This is a genomic window from Pseudomonas agarici, from assembly GCF_900109755.1.
Classification (GTDB): Bacteria; Pseudomonadota; Gammaproteobacteria; order Pseudomonadales; family Pseudomonadaceae; genus Aquipseudomonas; species Aquipseudomonas agarici.
This window is the reverse complement of the sequence record NZ_FOAR01000018.1, coordinates 96,629-119,391: the sequence shown is the minus strand read 5'-3', so window position 1 is coordinate 119,391 and position 22,763 is coordinate 96,629. Positions and strand designations below refer to the sequence as shown.

Here is a 22,763-nt window from a genome sequence, read left to right as displayed (position 1 = left end):
CTGAGCTTCGAACTCCAAGGCAAGCCGGTACGCGATGTGGTGCAAACCACGTTCACCCTCGATGGCGTGCGACATCAGTACTTCAACCAGAAAGAGTTCTGGCAGCGTTTCAGTTGGCCGGGAGTCGGTGATCGTCCGGGCGCGAGCCTGACCTGGACCAGCGTGCATACCGGCGAGCGTCTGTTGGGTGACTATCAGGGCACCTGGGGTCTGATTCGGTTGTTGGAAAAGGCCCGGTTCACGGCCTTGGACGACGGCGACAGCCGCTATCGCATGGTCCTCAAGGCCCCCGATGGCCTGAACCTGACGTGGAACCTGCGCACTGAATTGGACGCGGGGCCTTTGGCCTTGCTCAAGTTGCGTCACTTCACGCTGCCCCGGCAGATTTTCCTCAGCGAGGGCGCCGCTCCCGTGCCCTATGCGCAGAGCGGGAGCTTTGAATGAGCTTGCACACCTTGATCACCCAGTGCCTGGGCGAGCGCGACCCGCTGATTCTGGCCCGCAGTCAGGCCGATTGCTGGCAACCGTGGCTGGAGCCTATCAGCGCCGGCTCGCCCGTGGGCGAAGACCCAGGCTATGACGATGATTTTCAGCGCATGCGCGAGGAGGTCAACAAGCTGTCCGGGGCGGATGCCGAGCGAGTGGTGCAACTGGCGGAGAAGTTGCTCATCCGCACCTGCAAGGACCTGCGAGTGGGGGCTTATTACCTGTGGGCGCGCGTGCAGCAGGACGGTGAGGCCGGTCTGGCTGATGGGCTGACCTTGCTGGCCGCGTTGGTGCAACGCTACGCCGACCAAGTGCTGCCAGCGCGGCCCAATAGCCGCAAGATGGCGCTGCAATGGCTGGCCGGCGCCAAGGTGCTGGACAGTTTGTCGCTGTACCCCGAGGTGGTGCGTAGCGAGGCGGAGCGAACGGTGGCGGCGCTGGCCTGGCTGGAGCGCGGGCTTGAAGCCTGGCCGCACGATCAGCGTCCTGCCCTTGACGCGCTGTATGGCGCGTTGTCCGCTCGGTTGACGCAGTCCGGCGGCGTGGATGCGCTGGTGCCGCAGTACAGCGCCAGTCACGAATCGAACTTGCAGACGACACCGGCTGCCACGGCCATCAAGTCTGGACGTGACCTGCTGGATAACGGTCGGGCGCTGGCGGGTTATTTGCGCGATCAACCCCAGGGCTGGCTGGCGGCTCATCGGTTGATGAAGAGTCTGCGCTGGGACACGGTGCACCAGGCGCCACCTCACGAAACCGATGGCAATACACGCCTGGCGTCCCCCCGTGGTGACTATCGGGCACAGCTCAAGCGGTTATACCTGCAACAGAGCTGGGCTGAATTGCTCGATCAGGTCGAACAGGTATACGCCGAGGGAGTGAACCATTTCTGGCTGGATCTGCAGTGGTATCTGTACCAGGCGCTGAGCAAACAAGCGGCCCCACAAGACAGTTGGGCAGACATCGTCAAACGTGATTTGGGGATGTCAGTGGCAATCGCACGGAGCAATGGTTGCCGGCACCGAAGACGGTATTGACCACCGCAGACGCCGACATCCTGTCGTTGGAAGGCGAAGCCCTGGCCCAGGCCGACAGCGAGGGCGTGGACGTGGCGCTCGCCTGGCTGGCGGACCGGCCCGGCGTACACAGCGGGCGTCAGCGCTGGTTGCTGCGCCTGCTGATGGCGCGGGTGGCCGAGCAATACGGCAAGAGCGACCTGGCCATGCATCTGCTGGCGGAGTTGGATGCCAGCGCGCAGCAGCACGTTCTGGCGGAGTGGGAGCCGGAGTTGAATTTCGAGGCCAAGGCACGCCTGCTCAAGCTGTTGCGCTTGAAAGCGCAGCGCAACGACGCCGACAAACCCAGCCTGGCCCGGCGCATCGAGGTGCTACTGGCAGAGCTGGTGGCGATTGATCCGGTACGCGCCGCCGTGCTCTGCGGCTAACCCTCATTGATCAGGAGTCAATCTGTGAGTATGGACAATTTGACACTGCGCTACTTCGACGCCGAAATGCGTTACCTGCGCGAAGCCGGCAAAGAATTTGCCGAGGCGTTCCCGGACCGAGCTGCCCAACTCAACCTGGACAAGCCAGGCGCGCAAGACCCGTATGTGGAGCGCCTGTTCGAGGGTTTTGCCTTTTTGATGGGGCGCCTGCGCGAGAAGCTCGACGATGACTTGCCGGAGCTGACCGAAGGGTTGGTCAGCCTGTTGTGGCCTCACTATTTACGCACGATTCCCTCGCTGTCGATTATCGAGCTGGTCCCCGAACTGGCCCAGATGAAGCGCAGCGAGCCGATCGCCAAGGGCTTCGAGGTGTTGTCCCAGCCCATTGGCCCACAACGCACGCGTTGCCGTTACACCACCACCCAGCCCATTGGCCCACAACGCACGCGTTGCCGTTACACCACCACCCAGGACTTGACGTTGCAACCGTTGGCCCTGGAGTCGGTGCGGCTGGCCTACGAGCCGGACGGTCGCTCACTGCTGCGCCTGCGTTTCGTCTGCGGCGCATTGAGCGACTGGAGCCAGATCGACCTGAGCCGCTTGCCGCTGTACCTGAATGCCGATGCGCCGCTGGCCAGTGCCTTGCATCAGGCGCTGACCCTGAATACCCAAGCGCTATACGTGCGGCTGTCGGGCCAGCCAGAGCGTCACCGGCTGGAGGGCCATTTTGCGCCTAAGGGGTTCGCCGATGAGGATCGGCTGTGGCCCAAGGGCGAGAGTGCCTTCAGCGGTTACCAGTTGCTGCTGGAGTATTTTTCGTTTCGTGAAAAATTCATGTTTGTCACTCTTTGTGGCCTTGAACAACTGAACTTCACCGCTGACACACCCTGGTTCGAACTGGACGTGGTGCTGCGCGAGTCATGGCCAGCCGAATTTAGCTTGAGCAGCGAACACCTTCGTTTGCACAGCGTGCCGGTGATCAACCTGTTCCCGCTGGAGTCGGACCCGTTGACCCTGGCGCCATTGCAAACCGACTACCTGCTGCGGCCCATGCGTCTGCAGGATGGTCACACTGAAATATATTCGGTCGACCAAGTCACTTCATCAAAGAACGCCGTGCGCCAGGACTACGTACCGTTCACCAGCTTTCGCCACCAGGGCGGCATGCTGCGCGACGATGCCCCCGAGCGTTATTTCCATACCCGTTTGAAGCGTTCCGCCAAGGGTTTACATGACACCTGGTTGATTCTGGGCGGTGACGGTTTCGACAAGGATCGACTGAGTCACAGTGAAAGCGTGTCGTTGCGCTTGACCGGCACCAATGGATTGCTACCGCGCAAGGCGCTGCAAAGCACGTTGCTCGACACCGTGGTGCAATCCACCCAGACCGGCTTGCGGGTACGCAACCTGTGTGCCCCCAACCTGCCGTGCTACCCGCCCAACCGTGATCGTTTTCATTGGCGCCTGCTCAGCCACCTGGGTTCGAATTTCTTGCCGATGCTCGATAGTGCCGAAGTGCTGCGTGGCACCCTGGCGTTGTATGACTGGAGCGGTAGCGAGATGAATCGCCGTCGTCTGGAGGCGATTGTCGAGGTTCGCCATCATCTGGTTCAGCGCTTCGAGAAAGGCTTCCTGCTACGCGGGGTGGATATCGAAGTCACCCTGGAGGCCAGTGGTTTTTCGGGGGAGGGTGACATCAGCCTGTTTGGCGAGATGCTCCATCGCCTCTTTGGCCTGTATGCCGATATTCATTTGTTCAACCAGCTCACGCTGATCCTGCAACCTACTGGAAAGTGCCTGCGATGGAACGAGAACCACAGTCAGCGTATTCCCGGCTGAAAGCCGTCGGACTCCTGGAGGCGTTGGACGGTTGGGTCGCCGGGGCCAATCTGTACCGCTTCTGTCAGTTGCTGGAACAAGCACTGCCCAATCATCCGCCGTTGGGCAGTACTGCGTGCCTGGCGAATGATCCGGTGCGCTTTCGGCCCGACCCCGGCATGGGTTTTCCGGCGGCAGAGCTGAAGGCGATCGAAACCTGCGAAGGCCATCCCCAACGTCCGGCGACGGTACGCACCCGTCTGTTGGGGCTGTACGGCGTCGACTCGCCGATGCCCACGATCTTTCTGGACGATATCGCCCAACGCCGTGAAGGCCATGAGGCGCTGGAGGCATTCCTCGATATTTTCAATCACCGGATATTCACCCAGTTCTATCGCATCTGGCGCAAATACTCCTACCCGGCGACGTTCGAGGCGGGCGGCGGCGATGCGACTTCGCAATGCCTGTTGGGTCTGATCGGCCTGGGGATTCCCGGCACCGCCGGGCAGGTCGCCACGCCGATATCGCGCTTCCTGGCGCTGCTCAGCACGATGCGCCTGCCCACCCGCAACGCCGAAGGTATCAGCGCGCTGGTCAAGTTACTTGCCGTCAACACCCAGGCCCGGGTGACGCCGCACTGGCCACAGACAGTGGCACTGGCGCAACCCGCCAGCCTGTCGAGGAGTCATCCGGTGAGCTTATGCCAGGGGACACCGTTGGGTCGCGTCGGCCACGACGTCAACAGCCAGTTGCACCTGGCGCTGTTCACCGAGGACCTGGGCGAAGCACGTGGCTGGTTGCCGGGCAACCCACTGCACAACGACTTGCTGGTGTTGTTGCAGGTGTATCTGGGCTGGCGTTGCACCACGAAATTGCAGTTGTCGCTGCCCTTACGCAGCCTACCCAAAGCGATGCTTGGCGGTGCGCCGGTGCTTCTGGGCCTGACCGGCGTGTTGGGCCTGGGTAGCGAGGCCTGTCGGGTCGCAGAGCACGACACCATCACCATCAACCTGGGCCGATACCAAGGTCTGCAGAGCAATTCTCAGTACAGAGAGACGCAGCATGTCACGTACCGTTTTTAATCTATTGAAGGTGTCGGTGCTCGGTGCACTGCTGGGCGGCTGCGGGTTGACTCAGACCGTGACCGACGCCACCACGTCCACGGCCAAGGCAATCTTCTACACGCAAGTGAAGACCCTGCACCTGGATTTTACCGGGCGGGCGGCGGTTAACAACGACGTGACGGACATGAGTGGCTTATCGGTGCCCACCGTCGTGCGGGTGTATCAGATGCGCGACAATAAAGTCGTGGCCAAGGCTACTTATGACAGCGTGCTGAGCGATGCCGATAACCTGCTACGCGCCGATCTGTTGGACCAGCAAGCGATGGTGGTTAAACCCGGAGAAGGCGCCAATCTGGACGTGCCCCTGAATAAGAACGCTCGGTTCGTCACCGTGGTGGCGTTGTTTCGCACCCCCGATACCCAGATGAACACTTGGCGCCTGACGCTGACTCGCGATGATCTGGACCCCGACCGGGCACGGGTGATCGAACTGGGCAACAACCGGCTGACCCTGCAACCGTTAGCCGAGGAGTAAGCCGTGAGTGAGCTGAATCCTTCGCTCTACGAAATGCTTTTGCAGAATTTTGCCGGCGAGTTGGACCTGTGTCGCGTCCAGCAAGAGGACCAGTACACCCTGTCGGTTTTGGACAACCTGCAACGCATCCTCAACAGCCGGGCGGGAGCGCTCAGCCACTTGCCGGATTACGGCCTGCCAGACATGGGCATGATCCTGCAAGGGCTGCCGGCCTCTGCTCATGGGCTGATGGATACCCTGGCTGTCACTTTGCTCAAGTACGAGCCGTGATTGGCGGCGGTGAACATCGAACTGTTGCCACAGACCCGGCCTGGCCACCTGGAGTACGCCCTGGACGCGCAGTTTAAAGGGGGCGAACGGATGACCTTTGGCGCGACCCTGGCGCCCGAAGGGAAAGTGTTGGTGCGTCACCTGAAGCGGCAGAACTATTTGCCGTAAAGCTGTAACGGAAGGGAAGCGGGATGACGGCTTTATTTGAAATGCCTATCCGGGTCGGCGGTGACCCGCGTGGCTTCAGCGAATTTACCGCGTTGCATGACGAGTTGGCCAAACTGAGTCATCCGGCATGCCCGGACGTCGACTGGGCTAAGGTCGAACGGTTGTGCTTGACGTTGTTCCACCATAACGGGGCAGAGCTGCACACTGTCGCGGCTTTTGCTCTGGCTTGTAGCCGACGCCACGGCCTGGAGGGTATGACGCAAGGGGTGACGCTGATCGAGGCGCTTTGCCGCGAATGGCCAAGCGTATGGCCACCGATGGCACCAGCGCGCCTGGACATCCTCGCTTGGCTGTTCGCGCAATTTCAGCCGTTGTTGCGCGGATTGGAGATCAATACCCAAACATTGCCCAATTTGGTACGCCTGGACGGTGAGTTAGCACGCTTAAACGCGCAATTGGAACATCAAGCGCAAGTCTCTCAGGTCATGTTGCAAGCATTGCGTCATCAGATCAGTGGCCTGATGCAGCGCCTGGCGCGAAATCTCCATGTTAGTGAGAGTGTACCGCAACTGAATAGGGTTGTGACACCGGCGTTGGTGATGCCGGTAGTGGTGTTAGCCAGCCAGCCGATACCTGAAATACCATCTGCGGTCTCGAAAGCCCGGAAGCGACGCATTGCTCTATGGTTATTTGCGGTGGCCACCATTATCGCCCTGGTGTCTGGTTCTGGCTGGTGTATCGCTTTATCGACGTGAGCCCGGTCAATTACTTTTTTGCCATATTTGACCGTCCGTTGGATGGGGTGGAAAAGACAGCACTGAGTTTGTATTTTTTTGAAATGCTCGGTATTTCGTTTGACTGAAAATTTTTATTATTAAATCATTCGCGTGGTATGCACTATTTTATTTTGCGATAGTTAATTTGTTGTTGGTGGGATGTCGTTTTTTAAAGGTGAAAGCATTATGTTTCAAATAAATGTTATAAATTGTCAGGCGCATCTTTTATTTCGAGTGTTATAATTGAAAAGGCTCTAGCTTTTTTGTTTTTGTGGCGGTTGCAAGGTGTGAGCTTTTTCCAGTTAAAATTTAGTCGTGTTTCTTGATAGGCGCAGAGAGTTTATAAGATGTTCTGGCGTCAAGATTGTGAAGGATGTAATGGCCGTCGATTTTAATCAAGGTAGATTGATAATGACTGAAGAAAGCTGTTTTGGAACACAGCCAATACAAGTTATCGCGATAACGAGCGGAAAAGGTGGAGTCGGAAGAACCAGCATTTCTGTGAACCTGGCTTTGGCCTTGGCCAATTCAGGCAAGCGAGTGGTGTTATTCGACGCGGATTTTGGGCTGGCAAACATTCATGTGCAACTCGGCTTCGATCCAAAACTCACTATTGTTGATATGATCAAGGGTAATTGCGAATTAAGAGATCTACTCCATCCTGGGCCTATGGGCATTAAAGTTGTTCCAGCTTCCTCGGGTCTGGATGATAGGGTAGAGTTTAATTCAGCGCTTTATGCAGGTTTAATTCAATCGTTCAGTGACATTGAGAACAGCCTGGATGTATTGATAATTGATACTGCGGCCGGCATTAATGAATCGGTTATCAGCATGGTTCGGGCCGCTCAGGAAGTCCTGGTAGTGCTAACCAGCGACCCAGCTTCTCTCTCCGATGCTTATGCGCTGATTAGCTTGTTGCACCGTAGTTATGGATTGAGCCGATTTCGAGTGCTTGCCAATATGATGCGAAATGTCTATGAAGGCCTTCGCCTCTTTAAAAAATTGACTGCCTTAACCGATAAATATTTAGATGTCTCACTACAGTTTGCAGGCTCAATACCCTATGACGATGCAATGCATAAGGTTGTACAGCAGCAACGTGGGATATACGAGGCGTTACCGCGTTCCGAGTTTTCGAAAGCAATGGATTCACTTGCATTGAAGTTCAATCGTTGGACTTTGCAGGTTGGACCTCGTGGCCATCAGGAATTTTTTGTCGAAAAACTAATAAGAATGCAAACTCGAAATGCAATATTTTAATCGAATTTGAAATATGACGTCATGTTATTAATGTTGCTATGGTGTGCTCTGTGGTTTTGTTTGTTCGTTAAGAATGAATTTTATAAATGACTTAATTTATATTTTTTAATATTTTATGGGTTTTCCCGGCTGATCGTTTGATGTTCTACCTAGTCAGTGCCATTTGATGAGGTTAACAAGAAAGCATTCTATTATCCCCTTGGGATTTGCAATTGCTGGTCGCCGAAATAGAATGCTTCCGATGTCAGTAAATATCTTTTGAAAGAAGTGTAAAGGGGGTCTTGATAAGGATTTTGATGTCAAGCCACAACGACCAGTTATTAATGTAATCAAGGTCCATCTCAACACGCCTTTGCATTTTGTCAAGGGTGTCGGTTTCCCCACGACACCCACTTATCTGAGCAAGCCCGGTAATCCCCGGTTTGATTCGATGGCGTGCCATATAAGCATGTATTTTTCCGGTGTAATAATCATTATGAGCGATGGCGTGGGGGCGCGGTCCGACAAGTGCCATATGCCCTTGTAGTACATTGAATAACTGTGGCAACTCATCGATTGAGGAGCGCCGTAAAAAACGCCCCACCGCAGTCACTCGTGAGTCCTGGCGACTTGCCTGATGCACATGTTTGTCGTCATGGACGCGCATCGAGCGAAACTTCCAGATATTAATGATCTTGCCATTCCAGCCATGGCGTTTCTGTTTGAAAATAACCGGACCGGGCGAGGATAATTTGACAGCTGCAGCTACTGTGACCAGTAGCGGGCTCAAACAGATCAACGCAACCAATGATACAAAACGGTCTACTAACGCTTTACTCAGGGCTGCGGTAGGGTAGCTGGTCAGGGGGCTTTCGTTGAGATGTATCGCAGGTAAACCACCTACTTCACTCACGGAGTGATTAAGCAACATCATACTGTCCAGATCAGGAACCCAGACAACATCGACATTCAGATCAAGAAGATCAATGTACAAGGCTTCAATATGTTGCGCTTCACTGAGTGAAAGAGCGATATAAAGGCGCCTGATGTCATGGGTGGTGATGAGGGTCCTGAGCTCTTTCAGCTCACCGACTATCAAGTTTGATCTCGCTACGCTATTGGCGGGAGTAGAGCTGACAAGGCCGATCAATGGGAAGTGGTTTTGCTGGGAAAAGGTATCAGCTAATTTCAACGCAATATTGTTCGTGCCGATAATCAGGCTGTTATATTGGTGGTTTAGTTTTTGATGATAATATTTGGAGAGGTGATGCATTGTAAGGTAAGGCGGAATTTGTACGATATAACCCAATAGTGACCAGGTGATAATAGTTTCTCGAGAAAATAAATCGCTTGCCCTGCTAATAAGCATGATGGCAAGTAAACATGCCATGGTAGTGGTCCAGCCCAGCAGCAAGCGAGCCAAGCCGTTGAAGTAGTCATGTTTTTTGTAATATACCTGGAGTGCGGAATACACAGGTACAGATACCAGCAAAGTCAGAATTGCTAGCATTCGATAATGGAAGTTGACGGCACCCGTTTCGTCATATGCCAGTATCAACAGAAGTGCGATGACGCAACTCATCGATGCCGACCACTGACTCCAAAAAGTGAGCCCCTTAGCGACAGCTTTTCGATCTATACGAGTATGTATCAAGATGCAGGCCCTTTGAAATGACTGTCCATATTGAAGTTTCTGTTGGTTCGGTATTGGGCGTGGCGATAGTCTTTACGCGCACTTATTCATTCGAAAGTTTCATGCGGGAAAGCTTTATGATTTTTTAATGATAATATTTCGGGAGAGAGAGGTGTCCGACGATTTATAACTTTGGTCGGAAAGGTGTCGCGTATTATTTTTGTAAGCGGGTTTGTTCCGTGAGGCGACACTTATTCGATGAGTTCTACGGCCAGGGGCGATCAGTCAGGATGCGGTGTATGATGCGTATAGAAAATAGCCATAATAAAAAATAAGTTAACTTTATGATATTCGTCAGGTAATGACCTTCACGTCTTGAACGAGACAGTAGCCTCGATTTCTCACCGATCGAAACAAGCGTTTTCCATACGCACTATTGAATTTATCTTGTAGCCTGCTCAGGCACATTTCAAGACCCGTATAGTTCGAGGGATCCCGGTTGATGGCTAGGATAAGCTCTTTCTTGCTGCACACCCGGCGGTGACTCAGTACCAATTGTTTGAGTAATAGTGACTCAATGGCCGTGAGCAAAATTTTGGTGTTTGCGCTGGATAGTTCACGTTTATTAAGTCTGAACGACCAGACGTCAGAAACTGTACACGCATTCTTTGAGCGGATTTCCGATGTGAATACTCCATAGGTAGCCGGCTTTTGGCGCGCAACGATAGCCGTGTAAGTATAAAATACGTTGTTATTGAATGAATTTTTTACTTCAGTTGAAAAATCCATATACGCTGTCTTCCTATCTTCCTGGCGTTTTAATGATTTATCCGATGAGGAATGGTTTCTTGTCAAAAAGTAGAATGTGTCGCGGCTGTTTTTCTCTGTGTATGACATAAGTCGGGGGGTTCCTATTCGCTCTGCGCAAACAATCCACTAGATCTTTGTTGAAAGCAGCTTTGGTGCTATCAAATGTCATACTTATACTAAAGATCTCTAGCTTTTTTGCGCTTTCAGAAATTAACTAGGACTCCTAAATAATAAAGCAGCGAGCTTCTTACATGTCGATTGGTAGCGCTGCGATGTAGGTTGAGCCAGGCAGCTCCAATTTTTCAAGTGCTTGTGGCTAATAAATTGAAAGCTACTGCATTGGATTTTACGAAATAATGCCTCGGCGCATTCGATAGCCGAAGCTGCGAACGCTGTAAATCAGTTCGATGTTGTAGGCGGCTCTAATCTTAGTGCGTAGGCGGCTGATGGTTTTTTCTAAAGCGCGTGGATCATAGAATACGACATCCGGATTCAGAGCTTTGGCAATGCTTTCTTGGCTCATAACGTGTTGCGGTGCCTTGAGCAAGGCGTCAAGTATTGTCATCTCTGTATAAGAAATTTCAATTTTGTTAGTGTCCGCATGCAAGAGAAGGCGCGTTCGATCCAAAATTAGTTTGATTTTTTCCTTCCACATAGAGTCGTGGAATATGGTTGAAAGTAGATTGGTTTTTTCTGCCTGATCGTTTGGCAGCTTTATGCAATGGTCGGCTCCGGCGAGATAGTATTTCACACCTGAAAACGATTTTGCGTGTGTGAATAACATAAAAATATTGACTGCATGACTTACGCGACGGATTTTCTTTACAAGATCAAGGCTTTCATCGATAACCGTAGGGCCATTAATTTCGATAAAAATGGCCTCTACAGAATCAATAGCGCACATCTGGTTCGATGTTTCGAAGGGGGTTGATGCGTCAAGATGTAATGCTTCCGAGGCAGTCAGCTGCTTTAAGCGTTCTGTCAACGCTTGAGTGCGTGTGAAAGTCAAAATAGCAGCATCCTGCCTTCTGGAAGTGCGTCCTGCGGGAACCATATCGTCCGTCTCAAATGCTTAGCGGCACAAGAATGTTGCCATATCTGCTTAGTATGCTATTCGACATTTTATAACATTTTGAGGAAAATTCCGATCTGGTTGTATTACTTTTATAAAATGATTTTCATGGTTGAACTCTAAAAAAACCAACGCCAAGTATTTATCCAAGAGTGTTGGGATTTTAGAGGGATCTATTAAAAAGTTATATTCATATACGAAATAGACATAACCAGTTTTCATCATGCATCTTTGAGTGCGCTCGTGGTGTTTGGTTCAAATGCATGACGTATAGCCCGCACCCGAAAAGCTCAATTTTTTTGGGCAGGATAAGGTTGAGAGAAGGAGGGCAAAACGCTTCAAGGCTCATCATGTTGTTGCAAAAAATTTAATTATAGGGTTGACGGCTATGGGGGCTTGCAATATGGCACGGACTCGGCGGTGGCCACTGACCTACGCGGGAATTTTATTGCCTTTAAGCTTGAGATCGCGCCGTTGTCTTCGCGAATAGGCGCGCCTCAAGGGGAAATCGCTTACGCCTAGGAATGAGAGAGCCAATCGCTACCCAGTTTCGTTAGTAAGCAGATGCATGCCCTGATTAGTCTCGCACCCAGTACCATGCAATCAGCAAACCGATCAATACCCCGAAACCATTAGCCAAGGCATCGTAAGCTGATGCGGTACGCAGCGGCATCAGTGCTTGTGCACATTCGATGAGAATCCCGGTCAGCAGGCAACCCGAGGCAATCCATATCAGCCTTGCCCGCCGAAATGCCAGTCGGCAACTAAAGGACAGCGCAAGAAAGCCAATAAAATGATGCAGTTTGTCTTCTTGCGCAAAGGCCTCTGGAATCGGCTGCGCGCGCAACCCGGCAATCAGCAGAACTCCGCTGACACCGATAAAAAACAGCAGGCGCAACCAGAAGGGCAACCGTGTGATGCGTTGAAAGAACAGTTTCATTCGGTGATTTTCTCGAAGTTTCTATAGAACGCATCGCTGTCGCGTCCATCGGTCATCGTGTGCAGCGAATACTGGCGATTAAGCCGTGCGCCACCGTCGCGGGTCAGCGGAGCCCAGACCAGATTGGCGCGACGCATTGTAGAGGTACTCATCAACTCGTCGAACGGGACGGAGATATAGATACCTTTATCAAAGCTGCCTTCGCCATACTCTTCCTTCGAGGCCGTGGTACGGGTGACCCAACCACCGAACTTGACGCCGTTACGGAACTCATGGGACAGATCGATCGTGGTCCCCCAATCCCGGGCCAGGTAGCGCCCGACGCTGATCGCTGCCTGCAAGTCGAAGGGCAGCTCGGTGTAGGTGGTGATATGGCCGGTCAGCGTCTTGTATCCGCGAAGACCGAAACCCTGATCAAAATCGCGTTGTCGCACATAATTCAAATCCGCGCCCACCGCCCAGCGTTCACCCATGGGGCGGTACAGCAATTCACCGCCGACCCCGGCAAACATCGATTCCAGATAGCCACCATAGACCATGCCATACAGGTCCTGGTCCAGCCGTTTGGCATGGTTGAGCTGCAACGCTGGCATGGTGACATCCGAAGTGGTGATGTACTTGCGCAAATCGCTGCGCACTCGACGCATGTTGCTCGGTGCGTCGTAGTTGAAGTTGTCGAAATTGTTCAGCAGATTGACGCTCAGGCCACCGCTGGCCCAGGTGCTGCGGGTGAAGCGGTATTCGGCGTCCGCGTCAGCCGTCACCTGATACAGCAGAAAGCCGTCAGGGCCACCGACGTTTTGCTTGTAACCCAAGCCGAAACCATAGGTAAAAGGCTGCAACTCTTGGCTATACAAGGTGTTTTCCCGGTGCGCCGTGGGTCGATTCAGCTCGGTGCTACGGTGTAGGTCGATGATGTCTTGCTGGTTATTGAGCACGGAACGGAAGGTTTCCCGTGGCACGCTGACCTCTTCCACCGGCATGTCATAACGCTTGTTGACCAGTGTGAACCAATCGATCTGCTTATTGGCGCTGTTGTCCAGAATCCGGCTGGCCCGGCCCACCCCCTTGGCTGAATAGAAATAGCGCGACTGTTCGCCATACACCATCAGCTCGGAATCACGCTGAGCAATGCGCTCAACTTTATAACCGGCGTTGTTTTCCAGGCGTTTGGCAACCCCGGCCCAGTCAACCTGTTCGAGCCGCATATTCGGCACCTGAGCCGCAAGCGTTTCGGCCGGCGCATCGTTGCGTTTGATCGGCGCCTTGCGACTGACGAAATTGGTATGCAGCGTGATGCCGAACAACGCGGTATTGCCGCGCTCCCAGCCCGCTGTCAAATCGATCGAGTCGTTGAGCTTGTAGACCGCACCGATATTGATCGGTGAGTCCTGCTTCTGGTTGTTGGCTTGGGGTTCACGCTTGTAATCGTTGCCGTCGAATTCGAGTTTCAGACTCAAGGGCGACCAGGGCGTTTGATAGGCGACGCCACCGAACAACCCGGGCGAGCCACGAAAATACGAGTCGGTGTTGACGTCGCCCGCGGTAGAGCTCACCGGGCGGGTGTCGAAACGACTATCGATGTGCCTCAGCGGATTATCGAAATCCCCGCGGTTACCGATGTAGCCCCAGGCGATGCCCAGGCTGAAATCCAGATTGTTGTAACGCTTGTTCGCGACAAAATACTCGCTGGAAAACAGGCCGGTACCACCGATGTCGCGGAAACCGATCGCGACCTCGGGTAGCCAATGGCTTTCTTTCCAAAGCCGGGCTTTAACATCGACCGCCTTGTCCTTATAGCTCTGGTCACCGCTGAGGGACTCTGGCCCGTATTTGCGGTTGGTGATGGCGGTATAACGAAACGACCCTTCCAGCCAGTCAAGCGGCTGCAATGATAGGCTATAGCGCGAGTAAGGATCCGTGCGATTGGCGTTGAGGCTGAATTCGCCGGCTGGGGCCATCCGCGCGGTGGGGGTCTGCAACAACCCCACACCACCGAAATCATTCTGGGTAAAACGTGGCTCGGCATGAGCCAGACTGTAGGGCAGCAACACTACGGCGGCAAAACGTAACTTCAAGGGGCCACCTCGGCCTGCGGTTGGGTGGCGAGAAACAGGGCCAGTTGCTCGTTCAAATCCGCAGTGGGCAGATCGGGATCATCGTTGCGTATTGGCACCAGAATCCTACTGCCCGCCACGGCATACACCCCCTCCTCGCGGTTCCAGCCTGCGATGCCGACGCGCTTGACCTGCCCATCGGGACCGATCAACCACAGGTAATCGGCTTCTGCCTCGGGTAGCGGCAAGCAGCTTTCAAGGTATTCGCGGGCCTGCAGCGGAGCGCGATAGGGCAGAGTGCAGGGCTGTGCCACCGCGCCCAGTACCGTGACCGAGTCCGGGCGGGTCGGGTAAATCAGTTGGTCGCCTTCGTTGACCAGGTAGTTGCGAGCGAACCCAACCTCCAGCGCAATAGGGTCGAGCACCGCAAGTCGGCGCCCGGTGACCGGCAAGCGATTGACGTCCTGGTGCAGCCGCGCGGCGAGGTCCGCGAGCTTGTCTTGTTGCCTGAGCAAGGCGCCCCGTTGCAGCATTTTCAGATCGAACAGCACACCTGCTTTCAGGCGCGTCTGTTGCTCCAACAGCGGTTGGTGCAGCCACGCGGCGGCCAGCCAGTAGCTTTCGGCGTTCGGGCGAGCCTGGTTGACCACATCCAGTAGGCGCGCACCCGGCACCCACGTAACGGGACCGGCATTCAACACATCCCCCGTCACCGTGACTGCTGCCTGAGTCAACGTAGCGCTGGCGAGCAACAGACAAGCGGACAGCGTTTTCGAATACCTCACCGGGTCGTCTCCCAGTCAGGACGCAAATGCACAATCTTCAAGAAAAGCTCCGGCGTAAGATATTGCTCGCTCTGCAGCACCAGGCCATCGTCGGGCCTGACCCAGAAACGGTTGGTGGCGTGAAACCCCAGCTCGGGAATGTCGATGCGTTCATCGACGCGCAGCAGCGCATAATCCTTGTCCAAGATACGGACAGTCTCGATTGACTGGCGACTGAAGCGACTGTGCACCGCCAGCCCCACCCGTCGACCCTGATAGAGATCGATCCAGCGAGTGCTGCGATAACCGTCGGGCAATTGCTGCAGGCCGCGCTTGAACGGCGATTCGCCGTCAAATCGGGTGCCATCCAGCTCGGGATTGAGACCTACGCTGCGTACCGCGAGGCCGTCGCGTATCAACAACACCTGCTTGCCGGAGGCGACCCAGAACCCCAGATCGCCCTGCTGGCGCAGCCGGGCCATCACCCCTTCGCTGGAGTCGGTGGTGACCTTGATTTGCGCATAGGGCACCGCTTGTACCTGGGCCGGGCTCAACTGCAGAGGTTCGGCGCTTACTGCAGTGGCTTTGAACGTCTCCAGGGAGGCTTGCATCAAGGGATTACAGCCGCCCAGCAGGAAAACCACCGCCAAGCATGAGCAGTTACGAAAACTTTTCAAAACGGCTCAAACCTTATTCACGAAGATTATTTTGCGCAGCTGCTCCGGTACCTAAAATGCTCGCTGAAGGCACCAACTGACTTATCACGCGGTTCCAGCGAGTTACCCCGGCAGGGCCGACGTAGACGATGTCCTGCGGTTGCAGGTTGAAGCGGCTGGCGAGGGCAAACGCGGTGGGCGATTTGGCATCCAACTGAAAGACTTTAGCCGGTTCGGTTTCAAGGTTGTCAGTGCCGCGAATCACATATAACGCGTTGCCATTGGAGGTGGTCTGGTTCAAGCCGCCAACCGAGCCGATTACATCCGCCAGATTCATCTGCCTGATTTTGAACGTGACGGCCCGTGGCTGGTTGACTTCGCCCATGACGTAGATCTTCTTACGGTCATTGTACGGCAGGTACAACTGGTCGCCGTCTTTCAAATAGACCTTGTGTAACTGGGAGCTGGTGCTGTTGAGTTCATCCAGGTCCAGTCGGTATTCACGTCCGTCGCGGGTGAGCGTCAGGCCGGACAGGTCGGCATTCAACGGGTCGGCACCGGCAACACCGATCGCTTCCGTCACGTTGAGGGGGGAGGTAGTGATGGGCAGTTGACCGGCTTTCGTCAGCGCGCCGGAGAGGACGACCTTCTGGCTGGCGAACCGCAGCACGTTCAGATCCACCTGCGGGCTATCGATGAATTTCGTCAGGCGCTCGGCGATAAATTCGCGCAACTCTTCGATGGTTTTTCCCGCGGCTTGAACATTGCCGACGTAGGGATAAAACAGTGTGCCATCCGGGCGAACCAGGCGACCGTTGGCGTCGATTTGTTGTTGCGCTCCTGACGGGGCCGTCAACTCCGGGTGATCCCACACGGTAATGTACAACACATCATTGGCCCCAATCCGATAGGCTCCCGGCTTGAACGCCAACAATGCGGCTGGTAACGAGCCGGACACATTTGCCGCCGCATTCTGGGCAATCAGTTTGGGGGTTATCGGAATCAACTCGACCCGACTGCTTTCCGGTGAGCCATCACGGCCGATTTCACTGGTGTCCAGGTAATGACCGGGTGCGAACATACAACCTTGCAGGGCAACGCCTGCGAGCAAAGCGAGCGACAAACTACGAATCATAAGGAAGACACTTGTGGAAGGAGCACAACAAACCCAACCTCCCGGATTGTTCCGGGAGGTTGAGGGCGACCTGACGTTAGGCTTAGCGGGTGGTGCCGGTGGTCCCGGTAGTGCCAGTGGTGCCGCTGGTGTTGTTTCCACCGCCGCCACCACCACCGCTGGCGGCCAGCGCTGCGACGCCCGCTGCAAAAGCGACGCCGACACCCACAGCGGTCGTCGTGGAGACCCCGCCCAGTACACCGGTGGAGGTCGCTAGAGGTGTGCCGGTTGCCGATCCGGCGGGGGCGGTTGCTGCAGAACCCGCCGCAGCAGGCGTGGAGGACTGTGCAGGAGCCTCAGCGGCCAGGGCAGGGGTACTCAAGGCAAGCATTAGCGCGGAAACAAATAATTTGCTCATGGAAAATTCCTTTTGATAGATCGTCTGTATTAGCGTTGATACTTGAGCGGTGTAAGTGCAGAAAGTACGGCTTCGAGCATTGTGTATGTTGGAAAAATTGCGACGGCCCTGGGCACGACGAATATCACATTCGAGTGGCTTCTGTGCCGGCATTCCATTTTCGCAATATCGCCCTAAGAATACCCGTCTAGAGCGCTTTTGGTTGCTGACGTTTTCTAACATCCCGATCCGGTAGGCTGCTGATTATCGAGTTTAGGGAGCGAAGTGATGATTCTTTGATCATTCAAAATGTTAGCGGCCGATAAAATCATTGACCATAGCCCTGCGGATTACCTGTCTGCCAGCGCCAGGTATCGGTCATCATTTCCTGTAAGCCGCGCTTGGCCTTCCAGTTCAGCTCATGGGCGGCTTTTTTCGGGTCGGCCCAGCACTCGGCAATATCCCCTGGGCGGCGCTCAACCACCTGATAAGATATGACTCGACCACTGGCCTGTTCGAACGCTCGAATCATTTCCAGCACGCTGTAGCCGACACCTGTGCCCAAGTTCCAGATGTTCACGCCGGTCTTTTGCACGATAGCCGCTAACGCACTCAAATGGCCCTCAGCCAGATCCTGCACATGGATGTAGTCACGCACCCCGGTGCCATCTTGCGTCGGATAGTCCGCGCCGAATACCGACAACTGCTTGAGCTTACCGATTGCTACCTGGCTGACATAAGGCAGGAGGTTATTCGGCAGGCCATTAGGCGCTTCGCCGATCATCCCGCTAGGGTGGGCGCCCACCGGATTAAAGTAGCGGAGCAGGGCGATACTCCAGCGCGGCTCCGATTTCGCCAGGTCCTGCAATAGTTCTTCGACCATCAGTTTGGAGCGGCCATAAGGATTGGTCGGTACCCCGGTGGGGAAGTCCTCGCTGATCGGCATTTGCGTCGGTTCGCCGTACACCGTAGCGGAAGAGCTGAATACGAGCCTGAAAACCCCAGCATGCGCCATCGCCTGACACAACGTGAGGCTGCCTGCGACATTGTTGTCATAATAATCGAGTGGTTCGCGGACACTTTCCCCTACAGATTTCAAACCGGCAAAATGTAATACTGCATTGATCTGATGTGAAGCGAACAGATTATCCAGTAATGCTTGGTCACGGACATCACCATGAATGAATTCGGGTGATTTTCCACAAAGAAGCTCTACTCGACGCAGTGACTCTTGTGAACTATTGCAGAGATTGTCTAACACAATTACGTCATATTCCGACTCGAGCAACGCGAGTGTCGTGTGCGAGCCAATGTAACCGGCACCACCAGTCACTAGTACTTTTTTGCTCACGTTAGTGTCCCATTAGAAGATAAATGTGTTAGAGGGTTTCAGTGTTGATAAGTGTTTAAGATGAAAATAATTAGAATATTTGCTCGTGGCTAGGTTTTCATATTTTATTTGGAGTTTTGGTGTGAGTGAGACGCTAGCTTCAAGTATTCAGTCGGGAGTTATAAACGTTCAAGATCTCATTGTGCATGCGATCTTGAGAGAAACGTTCGAGGGCCATGCTGCGTGCAGCTGCTCCCATTGTTTTTCTTAGTGCAACGTCATTTATCAATAATCTGGTTTTTTTCTGCATTTCAATTATGCTTTGGCAGATAAATCCAGTTTTACCATCTATCACAATGTCCTTACAGCCCTCGACATCAAGTACAATGGCAGGTAGTCCAGATGCTTGTGCTTCAATTAGCGCCAAGGGCATGCCTTCCCAAAGAGAAGTCATAATGAATATGTCCGAAAGACGAAGATGATTGGCTACCAACTCTCTTGATGTCCAACCAGTAACTCTTAGATTGGCGGGTAAATTGCCGTTAATTAAAAGCTGATGTTTTAGGTCGCCATCCCCAATCCACAAAAAGGATGCTGGCTCTTTTTGTAACTCAATGGCGAGCTCGCGGAAGGCAGATGGGTTTTTCTGATAGCATAAGCGGCCAGCCGAGGCGATTTGGCAGTTTTTGCCGCTTCCGATCGCTTCGGTCACAATTTCAAGAGGGATACTATTTTCAACCAATACTGCGGTTTTCTGCCCTGCGCGATGAATAGCATGTTCTAGCTCACTTTGTGAACATGCAATTGTTGTCCCTCCGAAATATGAACTCAATCGTTCGATAGCAACGAAGACTGAACGTACCTTAGAACTTAGATCTTTCCTTAAAAAAGAAAAGCCATGTGGTGTATAAATACATGAGCTCGAACGACCAATGATTTTGCAAGCAAGACGCCCCAAAACGCCAGCTTTAGATGAATGAAGGTGTACGATATCCGGTTTTGTTTTTTTTATAAGTTTTATAAGCTTAATTAACCCCAATAAATCACTTAGTGGGGAAATGCTCGTTTTCATTGGTAGTTCGATACGCACTATTGGGCGTGGGAATAGTACTGCGAGCTCATTAGAGTTAGGTGTGTCTGGTCGTATTGAGTGAGCAATTATTACCTCGTGATCATCGGCGGACTGCATCAAAACTAATTGATGGATGATGTTTAGAACGCCGCCGCCCAAAGCTTCGGTTACATGCATTATTCGCATTTCGGTCCTTGACTAAGAAAGGGTAATAATTATTTATTATTAAAATTTTTGCTTGGGGTTTTTGATCTGCTGTCTTTTAGTATCACAAAAAAAACCATTGGGTACAGTGGTGCTAAATGTCTCACATAGCTACCGTAGTCAGGTTCGAATACACTTTGGATTGCTGTGAATGAAATTATAAGCGACCCACATGCTGCTATCTCAGGACTTCTTCTTTCTTTGATTTCATTGATGATTTTTTTCCAGAATTTCAAGAACATCAACATAATGAAAAAAGAGATGATGAGATAGTAAGGGGAAAATAATATAATGAGTGGTATAGGGATAATTAGTGTAAACCACGTAATCACGGTGTTAATCCAGCTTATTATTGGTCCACTCCCAGCTATCCAGGGAAGTATGGCTGTTCGAGTGTCTTCATAGTTATTGTCGAGACGATAGTTGTTTATTGTCATCCGGAAATTGTCTAGGTCTGTCCCCAGCGCATAACTGAATATAAAACTGAGTATCAGCAATGCAGAGGGTATAGCAATCAAAAGTAGGGAGGGTTTTCGAGTAAAGCCTAGTAGCAAGTAGACCCCCCAAAACATAGCTATAAATAAAAACCAATACGCTCTAAAATAAACTGCGTAGAGAAGGGCAAGCAGACTCCATGTGAGAAGGCCTATTGTGCCTTTTTTAACAAAATATATGAATGGGGTTACTATTATCAGAACAATTAAATCTTTACTGATCATTGTCATGAAAGTGAGGCTTAGAAACATAAAAAAAATAACTGAAGAAAACTCTAGGGATGTAAGTCGACTTGAATTGGATTTGCTGGAATAGATATAGAATGATAAAAAAGTTAAAATGGCTGAGATTGTCGAAAGAAAAATTGAGTTGTCAGTCACCGAAAATATACTATAAAAAGCGGCAGTGCTTGCATAAGAATCGCCTATCGTAAAATCTGCTTTCCTTTGAATAAAATTTGAAATGGCTGAAGCGTCATAGAAAAAACGCTCCGGCAGCAGATTTTCTTTGATTAGTGAAAAAACAAAAAGAAAAGTCGTTGCTAAAACCCATAAGTAATTTGAGGAAGAATTACTCATTGGTTTTGAAAAGAAATTTATTCTTATGATCTTCATAAGGGCTCTAAGTGATCTTTGTGTTGGAGGTGGCTTAACTAAGTGAAAAGCGTAGTTTTAACTCGGTGGTGATAAGGGGCTGCATACAGTGGGATTTTATTTTTAATTTTTTGAAGCAGAGCTACCTGATATCCCGATGCTAATATAAATTTATATAGGTTTATAGTGATGATGCTGGTTGTATTTGGCTTTTGGTGGTAGGTATTGAGTAGGTAAGTATATTTTTTTATGTTGTGAGAACTGTATTTTGGGCTGTCAGATATGTGCATGATTTTATATTGAGTGGGAGGATAAGAAGGCTTGTGTATCTATAATGTACTATCTTGCACGACTTGGCTGTTATAAGCGATTTATATGTAATATGTTAATCGGTACTTTTGAAGGCTTCGGTGAATTTTACGGAAAGCTCAAATGGTATTTCATAAGGATGTTAGATTTGATGAAGGTTTTTTTCCAATTTGACTATGCGTGAATTGAATTTTTTTGAAGTTGTCGCTCTTATCGAATTCGTTGGCAGACCTATCTATACTTTCTTTGGTTAGCTTGTGAGAGGGATCAAAAAAACGCCTAAGATTATCACTGAATTTTATCGAAATAATACTTCTGATTAGTTCGAATTTGAGAAAGTGCGTCACGGCCAATTTGGCAGAATCGATAAAAAAGATATGTGGATAAACGAGGATTATAGATAGCAGCCCAAAAGTCTTTCTCATCCATAGATTATTTTTTTTAGTTTTATTTTTTATTTCAATTAATGCTGAAATTATTGCGTCGGAACATGTGTACGCGCCTGAGAAATTATCAAAGTAATAGTGCAGTTTTCTTTGGCTATCTTTTGTGTATGCGTCGTCGAATGAGCAGATTTTTTTTGTTATTTCTGATTCTGAACTGAACGATATTAGATCTTTATAGTAATCGCGTTGTAAACTTTTTGGAATTTCACCGAACTTTATACTATGTACGGGTATCCCCAGGGCGCATGTTTCAAAAAGTGTCGTGCTAGTGTGAACGATTGAGTGTTCTTTTGTTTTTATGAAGTCTGTAAAAGACTCATCCTCCGGCCAGGAAGCAATGACGCCAGATGCTACTGCCAGTTCATAAGGTAATTTACTTTCTCCGGGATGTGGTCTTATGTAAACACGTTTTCCACATGTCTTTGAGAGGCGGATTGAAAAATCAATGAAGTTTTTTCTTTCCTCAGCAATTGCATTTATGTCAGAAAGTGTGAGATTGCATTTATATAGGTTGTTGAATGATTCTAGTTGATTTGTATTAAAGTCTGCCAAACTAAAATCGGAAACAAACGCAATGCCTTCTTTTCTGTTTTCTGATTGTTTTTTGAATACTTTTGGAGAGCCAACTATCCAGGTTTTTTCTTTGTTTGAAATGCCGGCTGAAATAATTTTATTCGCGTAGTAATCGCTCCAGACAAAATTTTGGTAAATGTGTTTGCTGTATTGGCTTTTATAGTCTAGGTTTAATTTTTCTTTTTCAAATTCTTGAGAATAGAATTGTTCGGACGTAAATTCAATAAGTTTTGCCCCTGAAAGCAGAGCTCGAAGTCTAATAGATTTTGTTCTTGCTACATTGTAGGATGGAGTTATTACAAAATCAAAGCTTCCAAAAATGAATTTTCCATATGTGAATTTTCCATCTCCATCGATAGGGAATATTGGGAGTATTTGAACTTCTCCGAGTTGTTCATGCTCAAGTTTATGTTTGATTTCGGTTGCAAGCCCCAGGTCTCTTTTAACTGTGTCGATTAGTATCGCTACTTTCATGGTCTTCCTTTCTGAGCCGTAGAG

Annotated in this window: 19 protein-coding genes and 2 pseudogenes; 8 read left to right on the top strand and 13 right to left on the bottom strand. The window is 51.4% G+C overall.

Features of this window, described 5'->3' with window-relative positions:
- From BMX68_RS17070 to BMX68_RS17035, 8 genes and pseudogenes are all read left to right on the top strand, one after another.
- Positions 1 to 444: type VI secretion IcmF C-terminal domain-containing protein (locus BMX68_RS17070; RefSeq protein WP_305729086.1), on the top strand; the 444-nt coding region annotated here is incomplete at its 5' end.
- Positions 441 to 1,930 (top strand): annotated as a pseudogene (gene tssA, locus BMX68_RS17065) (type VI secretion system protein TssA). The gene BMX68_RS17070 and the pseudogene tssA, both read left to right, overlap by 4 nt.
- A gap of 24 nt (positions 1,931 to 1,954) precedes the next feature.
- Entirely contained in the window at positions 1,955 to 3,769 is a 1,815-nt protein-coding gene (tssF, locus tag BMX68_RS17060; RefSeq protein WP_074862403.1) for a type VI secretion system baseplate subunit TssF, read from the top strand.
- The gene (gene tssG / locus BMX68_RS17055; protein WP_017133385.1) at positions 3,733 to 4,830 is read left to right on the top strand and encodes a type VI secretion system baseplate subunit TssG; all 1,098 of its coding nucleotides are present in this window, start codon (positions 3,733 to 3,735) and stop codon (positions 4,828 to 4,830) included. The genes tssF and tssG overlap by 37 nt, the downstream gene beginning before the upstream one ends.
- Positions 4,811 to 5,347, top strand: a complete 537-nt coding sequence (gene tssJ / locus BMX68_RS17050) for a type VI secretion system lipoprotein TssJ (RefSeq protein ID WP_026013336.1) — start codon at positions 4,811 to 4,813, stop codon at positions 5,345 to 5,347. The genes tssG and tssJ overlap by 20 nt, the downstream gene beginning before the upstream one ends.
- A 3-nt stretch (positions 5,348 to 5,350) precedes the next feature.
- A pseudogene (gene tssE / locus BMX68_RS17045) lies at positions 5,351 to 5,785 on the top strand (type VI secretion system baseplate subunit TssE).
- Between the two features lie 23 nt (positions 5,786 to 5,808).
- Positions 5,809 to 6,540, top strand: coding sequence for a type VI secretion system ImpA family N-terminal domain-containing protein (locus tag BMX68_RS17040; RefSeq protein WP_017133389.1), 732 nt, complete (start codon positions 5,809 to 5,811; stop codon positions 6,538 to 6,540).
- Between the two features lie 432 nt (positions 6,541 to 6,972).
- Entirely contained in the window at positions 6,973 to 7,821 is an 849-nt protein-coding gene (locus tag BMX68_RS17035; RefSeq protein ID WP_039792814.1) for a MinD/ParA family protein, read from the top strand.
- A gap of 244 nt (positions 7,822 to 8,065) precedes the next feature.
- Here BMX68_RS17035 and BMX68_RS17030 read toward each other — a convergent pair whose 3' ends face one another.
- The 13 genes from BMX68_RS17030 to BMX68_RS16970 form a co-directional block, all read right to left on the bottom strand.
- Entirely contained in the window at positions 8,066 to 9,454 is a 1,389-nt protein-coding gene (locus BMX68_RS17030; protein ID WP_256218803.1) for an undecaprenyl-phosphate glucose phosphotransferase, read from the bottom strand.
- A 333-nt stretch (positions 9,455 to 9,787) separates the two neighbouring features.
- On the bottom strand, positions 9,788 to 10,222 hold the full coding sequence (locus BMX68_RS25180; RefSeq protein ID WP_081503057.1) for a winged helix-turn-helix domain-containing protein: 435 nt from the start codon (positions 10,220 to 10,222) through the stop codon (positions 9,788 to 9,790).
- A gap of 367 nt (positions 10,223 to 10,589) precedes the next feature.
- The gene (locus BMX68_RS17020) at positions 10,590 to 11,252 is read right to left on the bottom strand and encodes a winged helix-turn-helix domain-containing protein (RefSeq protein ID WP_017133392.1); all 663 of its coding nucleotides are present in this window, start codon (positions 11,250 to 11,252) and stop codon (positions 10,590 to 10,592) included.
- Positions 11,253 to 11,892: 640 nt separating this feature from the next.
- Positions 11,893 to 12,255 (bottom strand): VanZ family protein, encoded by a 363-nt coding sequence (locus BMX68_RS17015; protein ID WP_017133393.1) that lies wholly within the window; start codon positions 12,253 to 12,255, stop codon positions 11,893 to 11,895.
- Positions 12,252 to 14,333, bottom strand: coding sequence for a YjbH domain-containing protein (locus tag BMX68_RS17010; protein ID WP_017133394.1), 2,082 nt, complete (start codon positions 14,331 to 14,333; stop codon positions 12,252 to 12,254). Before BMX68_RS17010 ends, BMX68_RS17015 begins: the two co-directional genes overlap by 4 nt.
- Complete coding sequence (locus tag BMX68_RS17005; RefSeq protein WP_026013339.1) at positions 14,330 to 15,097, bottom strand: capsule biosynthesis GfcC family protein; 768 nt, start codon at positions 15,095 to 15,097, stop codon at positions 14,330 to 14,332. Before BMX68_RS17005 ends, BMX68_RS17010 begins: the two co-directional genes overlap by 4 nt.
- Positions 15,094 to 15,753 carry a YjbF family lipoprotein gene (locus tag BMX68_RS17000; protein ID WP_074862397.1) on the bottom strand — a complete coding sequence of 220 codons (660 nt, stop codon included), beginning with the start codon at positions 15,751 to 15,753 and terminating at the stop codon, positions 15,094 to 15,096. Before BMX68_RS17000 ends, BMX68_RS17005 begins: the two co-directional genes overlap by 4 nt.
- A 13-nt stretch (positions 15,754 to 15,766) precedes the next feature.
- Positions 15,767 to 16,867 carry a polysaccharide biosynthesis/export family protein gene (locus BMX68_RS16995; protein ID WP_017133397.1) on the bottom strand — a complete coding sequence of 367 codons (1,101 nt, stop codon included), beginning with the start codon at positions 16,865 to 16,867 and terminating at the stop codon, positions 15,767 to 15,769.
- Between the two features lie 82 nt (positions 16,868 to 16,949).
- The gene (locus tag BMX68_RS16990) at positions 16,950 to 17,264 is read right to left on the bottom strand and encodes a hypothetical protein (protein ID WP_017133398.1); all 315 of its coding nucleotides are present in this window, start codon (positions 17,262 to 17,264) and stop codon (positions 16,950 to 16,952) included.
- Between the two features lie 307 nt (positions 17,265 to 17,571).
- Positions 17,572 to 18,594 (bottom strand): UDP-glucose 4-epimerase GalE, encoded by a 1,023-nt coding sequence (galE, locus tag BMX68_RS16985; RefSeq protein WP_026013341.1) that lies wholly within the window; start codon positions 18,592 to 18,594, stop codon positions 17,572 to 17,574.
- Between the two features lie 139 nt (positions 18,595 to 18,733).
- Positions 18,734 to 19,822 carry a glycosyltransferase gene (locus BMX68_RS16980; protein ID WP_167375427.1) on the bottom strand — a complete coding sequence of 363 codons (1,089 nt, stop codon included), beginning with the start codon at positions 19,820 to 19,822 and terminating at the stop codon, positions 18,734 to 18,736.
- Positions 19,823 to 19,860: 38 nt separating this feature from the next.
- Positions 19,861 to 20,958, bottom strand: coding sequence for a hypothetical protein (locus BMX68_RS16975; RefSeq protein ID WP_143063310.1), 1,098 nt, complete (start codon positions 20,956 to 20,958; stop codon positions 19,861 to 19,863).
- Between the two features lie 419 nt (positions 20,959 to 21,377).
- Positions 21,378 to 22,739: a glycosyltransferase family protein gene (locus BMX68_RS16970; RefSeq protein WP_060782653.1), complete on the bottom strand. Its 1,362-nt coding sequence runs from the start codon at positions 22,737 to 22,739 to the stop codon at positions 21,378 to 21,380.
- Positions 22,740 to 22,763 lie beyond the last annotated feature (24 nt).

Coding starts and splice junctions, on each gene's coding strand:
- BMX68_RS16990 (WP_017133398.1), bottom strand. CDS start 17,264: ATGAGCAAATTATTTGTTTCCGCGCTAATGCTTGCCTTGAGTACCCCT.
- BMX68_RS17040 (WP_017133389.1), top strand. CDS start 5,809: ATGACGGCTTTATTTGAAATGCCTATCCGGGTCGGCGGTGACCCGCGT.
- BMX68_RS16975 (WP_143063310.1), bottom strand. CDS start 20,958: ATGAAGATCATAAGAATAAATTTCTTTTCAAAACCAATGAGTAATTCT.
- tssJ (WP_026013336.1), top strand. CDS start 4,811: ATGTCACGTACCGTTTTTAATCTATTGAAGGTGTCGGTGCTCGGTGCA.
- BMX68_RS17035 (WP_039792814.1), top strand. CDS start 6,973: ATGACTGAAGAAAGCTGTTTTGGAACACAGCCAATACAAGTTATCGCG.
- BMX68_RS16980 (WP_167375427.1), bottom strand. CDS start 19,822: ATGCATGTAACCGAAGCTTTGGGCGGCGGCGTTCTAAACATCATCCAT.
- BMX68_RS25180 (WP_081503057.1), bottom strand. CDS start 10,222: ATGGATTTTTCAACTGAAGTAAAAAATTCATTCAATAACAACGTATTT.
- BMX68_RS17015 (WP_017133393.1), bottom strand. CDS start 12,255: ATGAAACTGTTCTTTCAACGCATCACACGGTTGCCCTTCTGGTTGCGC.
- BMX68_RS16995 (WP_017133397.1), bottom strand. CDS start 16,867: ATGATTCGTAGTTTGTCGCTCGCTTTGCTCGCAGGCGTTGCCCTGCAA.
- tssG (WP_017133385.1), top strand. CDS start 3,733: ATGGAACGAGAACCACAGTCAGCGTATTCCCGGCTGAAAGCCGTCGGA.
- BMX68_RS16970 (WP_060782653.1), bottom strand. CDS start 22,739: ATGAAAGTAGCGATACTAATCGACACAGTTAAAAGAGACCTGGGGCTT.